This is a genomic window from Candidatus Symbiopectobacterium sp. NZEC135 (assembly GCF_025962695.1).
The window spans coordinates 174568-181682 of the sequence record NZ_JAGFPF010000004.1 but is presented as its reverse complement, the minus strand read 5'-3'; the positions used below and the strand labels follow the sequence as shown (position 1 = coordinate 181682).

5 protein-coding genes are annotated in these 7115 nt (G+C 55.5%); 3 read left to right on the top strand and 2 right to left on the bottom strand.

The window, feature by feature from the left end; all coding sequences use genetic code 11:
• Positions 1-2503 (bottom strand): phosphotransferase RcsD (gene rcsD, locus J5224_RS04520; RefSeq protein ID WP_264624211.1); only part of this gene is annotated, 2503 nt, incomplete at its 3' end.
• Between the two features lie 14 nt (positions 2504-2517).
• Positions 2518-2655 carry a hypothetical protein gene (locus J5224_RS04515; protein WP_264624210.1) on the bottom strand — a complete coding sequence of 46 codons (138 nt, stop codon included), beginning with the start codon at positions 2653-2655 and terminating at the stop codon, positions 2518-2520.
• Between the two features lie 441 nt (positions 2656-3096).
• Between J5224_RS04515 and menF the strand changes: the two genes are divergently transcribed.
• The 3 genes from menF (at position 3097) to menH (ending at position 7093) form a co-directional block, all read left to right on the top strand.
• The gene (menF, locus tag J5224_RS04510; RefSeq protein WP_264624209.1) at positions 3097-4437 is read left to right on the top strand and encodes an isochorismate synthase MenF; all 1341 of its coding nucleotides are present in this window, start codon (positions 3097-3099) and stop codon (positions 4435-4437) included.
• 107 nt (positions 4438-4544) lie between these two features.
• Complete coding sequence (menD, locus tag J5224_RS04505; protein ID WP_264624208.1) at positions 4545-6275, top strand: 2-succinyl-5-enolpyruvyl-6-hydroxy-3-cyclohexene-1-carboxylic-acid synthase; 1731 nt, start codon at positions 4545-4547, stop codon at positions 6273-6275.
• Positions 6272-7093, top strand: coding sequence for a 2-succinyl-6-hydroxy-2,4-cyclohexadiene-1-carboxylate synthase (menH, locus tag J5224_RS04500; protein ID WP_264624207.1), 822 nt, complete (start codon positions 6272-6274; stop codon positions 7091-7093). The genes menD and menH overlap by 4 nt, the downstream gene beginning before the upstream one ends.
• Positions 7094-7115 lie beyond the last annotated feature (22 nt).

The following is a 7115-nucleotide window of genomic DNA, read 5'->3' as shown; positions in this document are numbered from 1 at the left end:
CAAACACACCTTTAAGTCGATGCGCCGTTTGTGCCAGCGTTGAAAAGTCGCCTGTTTCTGCATCAGTATACAGTTTGACAATGTCATCGGGTACCGTTTCAACGAACAGCGAAAAATAGTCGCTGGCTTTCAGTTGCCGGGCGTATTCTTGAATGTCCGTGGGTGCTGCATCGTGCGGTGTGGCCTCTAATTGTTGTTCAATCAAAGTCAGCACGGCATCTTGCAGCAATTGGCTGATATTAAAATTGGTGCGCAAGCGACGTGGTGCCAGTACGGTTACGTGGGTATCCTCACCGTTCACCAGCAGCGTATTATCCGCCATTTTGGCTTCATCATCGACAATACGCAGATCGAACTCCTGGGGCATCTGGCGTTCATCGGCGTTGACACAGTCGGCCCCCCAACTGGAGAGCAGGTGCTGCACAATCTGCTGTACTTCATTGGCAGTGATATCTAACAGTACCGTCATGTCTTCCAGCAGCTTTTCATCTTCATCCTCGCTGTTGACGCTGGCAGGCAGCGTGACCGTCAACTGATAGCGCGTGCCGAGATCTTGTTTGCAGGCGATATTCAGATCTCCGCCAAGCTTACGTGCGAGTTGATGGCAGAGAAACAGCGCAAATCCTGAATTTTGTTGGGTGCGATCTGCTGACGGCACGGTCAGCCAAGGGTGGCGCAGATTATCTAGCTCGGCCACTGACATGCGGGTGCCGGTATCGCTGAGCAGGATAGTGAGTTTGTCCGCCTGCTCGGCATCCGCTTCCAGCGTGAGTGTTATCTTGCCGTAATCCGTATTGGTGATGGCATAATCGAGCAGCAGCAACAGCGCTTTTTGCAACATAGCCATGTCGCCCACATACAAACGTTGCGGTTCTAGACGGTAGTGATGAAACAGATGCAGCCCTTTTTGGGAAAGGCGCGGCAGACTGGCAAGCAGCAGGTTATCCATCATCGCGAGGGGGGAAAATGGCGCTACGTCCGGTTGCCATGTGTCGTTGTCGAGCCGGTCATGGAGCGCAATATTATCCAGCAGCGCGATGGTTTGCGCTGTTTCATCCGACGCTTTACGTAACAACCTGGTCCGAATCTCGTCATCCGCCGTTTGTGCCAGAGACAGCAAATGCTGCTGTAAGGCCTGCATTGGCGTATGCAGCTCCTGGCGAAGATGGGTTAACAGCCGTTGGCGCGCCAGCACGTTTTTATCATATTCGCGCTGTGCCAATTGCATCTTTTTATGCACCAGGATTTCTTTATCCTGCTCGCGAATCAGAAACAGGTTGTGCTCTGGCATCTGCGGGTGGCTGAACTGCAAAATCTCGTACATCTCGTTGTTGATGGTCGCCTGCACCACACCCTGATGCTCGCGCGCCATCGCAGCGATTTTCTCCAAACTCAGATGGGGCAACAGATGCTCGGCAATGGCGTTTTGTACCACCACGCGGTTGGCAGAAAAATCATAAACCAGAATGCCAATCGGGATGCGTTTAACGATCTCCTGATAAAGCGCCTGCTGTTTACGCAAGCGGGGTGACGGATCGTCGCGCGCATCGCGGTTGGGTTGGCGCCATAGGTAGAATCCTGTGAGGGTTAGCGCCAACAGCGCCAGATTCAGCAGCAGTAACCAAATATTATTACGCGCCATATCGGCGGCGAATTGCCGCAGAGGTAACTGATAAACGATATTCACCGGCGCGTTAACCAGCGGTGCGGCCACCTCTAACAGCGAACCGTTTAGCTGGACGCGAGTCGTATCTTCATTGTTGGTGAACGCTTCACTGCTGGTTCCCACGCTCTCTGCGCGCAGGATGAAATTGTCGCGCGACAGCGTATGTGGGATCAGATCGTTGATGGGCAAATCAAAGGCGATAATGGTCGCCAGATGGCCCGGCTGGTTGAAGGTGGTGCGCAGCGTAAAATAGTAGTCATTATAAAAGCGCAGCTTGCGGATGGGGGAGAAGCTCTCGCGTTCATCAAGCGCGTTTGACTGTTGCAGCATCTCGGTGCGTCGGGCTTCGGCAATCGCGGTGATATAGCTGCCGCGAAACTGTGCGGAAATGTCTTTCAGGATCTGCGTGGAAATCATGCTCAGGCTGTTATCTACGCCGTTAAGGTAGTACATGGAGTAGATATCGCTCTCGGCCCCCCACAGGATATCGAGATAACGAGAAATCTTGCGCACCGCGCTAAGCGTTGATTTATCGTGCTGACCAAAGATGAGCGCATCGGTTTTCTGACCGTTTTTTTCCACATAGAACACATCCGGCAGCAGACTGATAGCATTGACGTTATCTTCCCCGGCGGCGTCGTTGTTCAGATTGCTATAAATTTGGTAGGTGAAAAAGCGGTAGGTGTCGATACGCTTTTGCATACCCAGTGCGAGGGTGTTGAGCGTAGACTTCTTCTCTGCCAACCAGTTGTTCACGATATTGTAGCTCAGCGTGCCGGTTGTCAGCAGTAGCAGCAGGGCGAACAGGGTAAGGTAGCGAAGCAGACTCGCAGGCATGATGACAGTTCCTACTAGGCAGAGCGTAAGATGAGAAAATGAAAGGCATTGACCTCAGCCAGTAACAAATAAGGACAACCTGCGCCTTGTGCGGTCTCTTTTGTTTCTGCGCTCTCGATTTGGCATTGCGCTTCTCGCGTTACTTTGCTCATGTTCCACGCACCACCCTCTCTTTGTCCGGCTCCCTTTTTATCATAACTTCCTCACTGAATCGAAACTTCCTTAATCCCGTAGCCTAACTTCCGAGATTAATCGGAACAGTTAACCCTTTTTGCTGTGATATTCGCCAATGGTGCGAGGGGATCCTCAGGAGGTCGTAAGCATAGGGGCAAAAAAAAGCCGGTAAAAACCGGCTAAAGGATCGGAAATTGGGAAATAAATGATGATAGCAACGCCATTTTACCGCGTTGCGTCCGCTGCGTTTGTCAATTGATGCGATTAATTATTGCGCGATAGTTTCCATAATGCGCGACACCAGTTTGTTGTTGTGCTTGTTTACAATGATTTGACCGTAGATAGCACGGAAGCCTGTCTCACATTATCCGCTTTTTGCCGTATAATCCCGTGCTTTACGTTTGAGCTTTGGGGTAAGGGTGAAACAACTTTCTCACTTGCTGCGTCGTATGCAGCAGGTATTGCGTGAACCGCAGCCAGCATCGCCGGGAAGTCGACAACTCGTCGTCGCTTTGCCCATGGATATCGCTGCGACAGAAGAGAGTGAGCCGTCATTGTTGCCTTGGTTGGCTACCCAGCCTGTTTATCCCCAGTTTTACTGGCAGCATCGGCAGGAGTCAGAAGAAGCTGCCGTGTGCGGTATCGTGCGCGGTTTTCGCCATATCAGTGATGCCGAAGGTTTTTTTCAGCGTTATCGCAGTGCGCCGGATGTGCGTGTTTGGGGCCTCAACGGCTTTGAGCGCACGACGACGGAAGGGGAAGAATCGGCTGACTATCTCTTTTTACCGCGCGTTGAAGTCATTCGTCAGGGAGATCAACTGAGTCTCAAGGTGAATCTGTTCAGTGAAACCTCATTGCAGGCGGATGCCGATGAAGCCGCTGCATTTATCAAATTCCTGTTGCCCGCGCATCCCATTGCACCGCTGACCAGTCGCATTGTAGCGCAAGTGCACCAACCTTCGCGGGAAGGCTGGGTTAGCATGCTTGAACAGGCACTGGCGAGCATTGCTGCTGATGAGATGGAAAAAGTGGTTTTGGCGCGCTGTACCACGTTGACGCTATCGCAGCCGCTCTGTGCAGCAAGTATGATGGCTGCCAGCCGTGCCGCCAATCATCGCTGCTTCCACTTTATGCTGGCCCATAACGCGAAACAGGCCTTTATGGGCTCCAGTCCTGAGCGCCTTTACTTACGTCAGGGAACCACCCTGAACACGGAAGCGCTGGCCGGAACGGTCGCCAGCGATGACAATGACCGCACCGCCGAGACGCTCGCGCAGTGGTTGATGAACGACAGAAAAAACCAGTGCGAAAACCAATTCGTGGTGGAAGATATCAGCCAACGGTTGCAGCAATCCGTCGCCACGTTGGATGTTATGCCTCCGGAAGTGATAAGGTTGCGTAAAGTGCAACATTTACGCCGCGCGATCAGCGCCACGCTGCATCAAGCCTCTGATACCGCTTGCCTGAATGATTTGCAGCCGACAGCGGCAGTGGCTGGGTTGCCTCGTCAGGCAGCGCGTGCGTTTATTCGTCAGGTCGAGCCGTTTACGCGCGGCTGGTATGCAGGGTCTGCCGGTTATCTTTCATTGGCGCAGGCCGAGTTTTGCGTGGCCTTACGTTCAGCAGAGATCAATGGTGATAAAATCAAGCTTTACGCCGGTGCAGGCATTTTGCCGGGATCTGATCCAGAGCAAGAATGGGTGGAGCTGGATAACAAAGCGGCAGGATTAAAGACGTTATTCGACGGCGAAGTGTCATAGTTTTGTTTTATCTTTGTTGTGCAGAGTGCGGGTTTATATCAAAGTCAGCCTCATGAAAAAAAATATAATAAGCGGCATATCCTGAAATCAGAGCAGTCGAGTCCATCATGTCAACAAGTGTATTTAATCGTCGCTGGGCCACATTATTGCTTGAGGCGTTGACACGTCATGGCGTTCGCCATATTTGCATCGCGCCGGGCTCGCGCTCAACACCATTAACGCTGGCTGCGGCTGCGCATGCCTCGGTCATCTGCCATACCCATTTTGACGAACGTGGGTTGGGGCACCTTGCGCTTGGTTTAGCCAAGGCATCGCGCGAACCCGTGGCGATCATTGTGACCTCTGGTACGGCAACGGCCAATCTTTATCCGGCGATCATTGAAGCGGGGTTGACCGGGGAGCGGCTGGTGGTGCTGACTGCCGATCGCCCGCCCGAATTGATTGACTGCGGTGCTAATCAGGCCATCCGCCAACAGGGCATGTATGCGTCTCACCCTACTCAGGTGCTCAATCTGCCGCGCCCAACGCCGGATTTACCCGCGCGCTGGCTGGTGTCGGCAATCGATGGTGCGGTGGGGGAATTAACCCATGGCGCGCTGCATATCAACTGCCCCTTTGCTGAACCACTATACGGCCCCGATGACGATGATTTGTATCAGGACTGGCTGGCGACGCTGGGCGGATGGTGGCAAACGCGCGCGCCCTGGCTGCGGGTAGCACATCCGACGGCGGTCGCCGTAGAGCCCGATTGGCCGCTGTGGCGTAAAAAACGCGGTGTGGTTCTGGTGGGCCGAGTGAGCGCGCAAGAAGGGGCGCAACTGACGGCCTGGGCCGAAACCTTAGGCTGGCCGTTGATTGGCGATGCCCTATCGCAAACCGGCCAACCGTTGCCTTATGCGGATTTGTGGCTGGCGCACCCGACCGCTGCGCGGCAATTGCAGGCGGCCGAAGTGGTCGTGCAATTTGGTGGCAGCCTGACTGGAAAACGCGTGTTGCATTGGCAGGAGCACTGCTGCCCGCAAGAATTCTGGCTGATTGACCCGATGCCGGGGCGGCTCGATCCTGCTCATCATCGCGGGCGTCGTCTGGTGGCCCCTGTCAGCGACTGGCTTAACGCCCATCCGGCGCACGCGCAGGCACCGTGGGCGCGCGGATTGTCGGCGTGTGTAGACGCGGTTCGTCATTATGTGGCTGCGCGGTTGGCGGGACCCTTTGGTGAAGCGCCATTGGCGCACCGTGTGGCGGCGCTGTTACCGCCAAAGGGGCAGTTGTTCGCGGGCAACAGTCTGGTGATTCGCCTGATCGACGCACTGGCACAGTTACCGGGTGCCTATAACGTGTATGGCAATCGCGGTGCCAGCGGCATTGATGGCCTGATCGCCACGATGGCGGGAGTTCAGCGGGCAAACGGGTTACCGACGCTGGGGATTGTGGGCGATCTCTCCGCGCTTTATGACATGAACTCGCTGGCGTTGCTGCGCCAGACACCGGCTCCGTTAGTGCTGATGGTGGTGAACAACAACGGCGGACAGATTTTCTCTTTGTTACCGACGCCCGCTCGGGCGCGTGAAACCTTTTATTGCATGCCGCAAAACGTGGAGTTTAGCCACGTTGCTGCCATGTTCGGACTGAACTACGTGCGTGCGGACAGTTGGCAGCAGGTGAGCGAAGCTACTGCAGCCTGCTGGGCTCAAGGCGGCGTAACCTTGCTGGAGGCGGTCGTTGACGCTAAGGCGGGGGCTGACACGCTCAATCAACTCGCGACGCAGGTTGCCAGCGGTGAGATTGAGGCACAGTTGGAAAGCGACATTGCCCGTTTAGAACCGCTCCCGCTATGAGTGCTGGTCCCGCCATGAGCTTGCACTGCCAGCGTATTACGCCTCCCGATGTGATGCCAGAGACACCCTGGCTGGTGCTGTTGCACGGGTTGCTGGGTCGCGGTGATGACTGGCAGGCGCTCTGCCCGCTGTTACCAGAGTGGCCCATTCTGCAAGTGGATTTACCCGGTCATGGTGCGTCGGCAGGTGTGCGTGCCAGCGATTTCAGCGAGGTGCGCCAGCAGCTGGCGCTGACACTGCGCGCACAGGGCATCACGCGTTACTGGCTGATTGGCTATTCGTTGGGCGGACGCATCGCAATGGATTTCGCGGCCTCCTGCGTGGGGGACACTGCGGCGGGATTATGTGGCCTGCTGGTGGAAGGCGGTAACCCTGGGTTGCAGGAAGCTACCGCGCGTCAGGCGCGCAGGGAGCACGATGCGCGCTGGGCGCAGCGTTTTCGCCGCGAATCCTTATCTGTGGTGCTGCCTGACTGGTATCGTCAGAGCGTGTTTGCGGATTTGGATGATGCAACGCGCCAGACGTTAGTGGCTCTGCGCAGTCGCAACGATGCCGTCGCCGTGGCTGATATGTTGGAAGCCACCTCGCTTGGTCGGCAACCGTGGTTATTGGATGCAGTGCGCCGTCGCGGTTTACCCTTTGGTTATCTGTGTGGCGCGCAGGATCAAAAATTTCAGGCTATCGCCGAGACCTATCGCTTGCCGCTGCTGTCGGTTGCGCGGGCGGGCCACAATGCGCACCGTGCCAACCCGGCAGGTTATGCGCAACAGATACGTCAATTTATCACTTTGCCCGACGCCTCGCAGGCGCAGGGCTGATTCTCTCTCTGCCACGGTAGCG

Excerpts from the sequence above, each read along its gene's own strand:
- J5224_RS04515 (WP_264624210.1), bottom strand. The coding sequence starts at position 2,655 with ATGAGCAAAGTAACGCGAGAAGCGCAATGCCAAATCGAGAGCGCAGAA.
- menD (WP_264624208.1), top strand. The coding sequence starts at position 4,545 with ATGTCAACAAGTGTATTTAATCGTCGCTGGGCCACATTATTGCTTGAG.
- menH (WP_264624207.1), top strand. The coding sequence starts at position 6,272 with ATGAGTGCTGGTCCCGCCATGAGCTTGCACTGCCAGCGTATTACGCCT.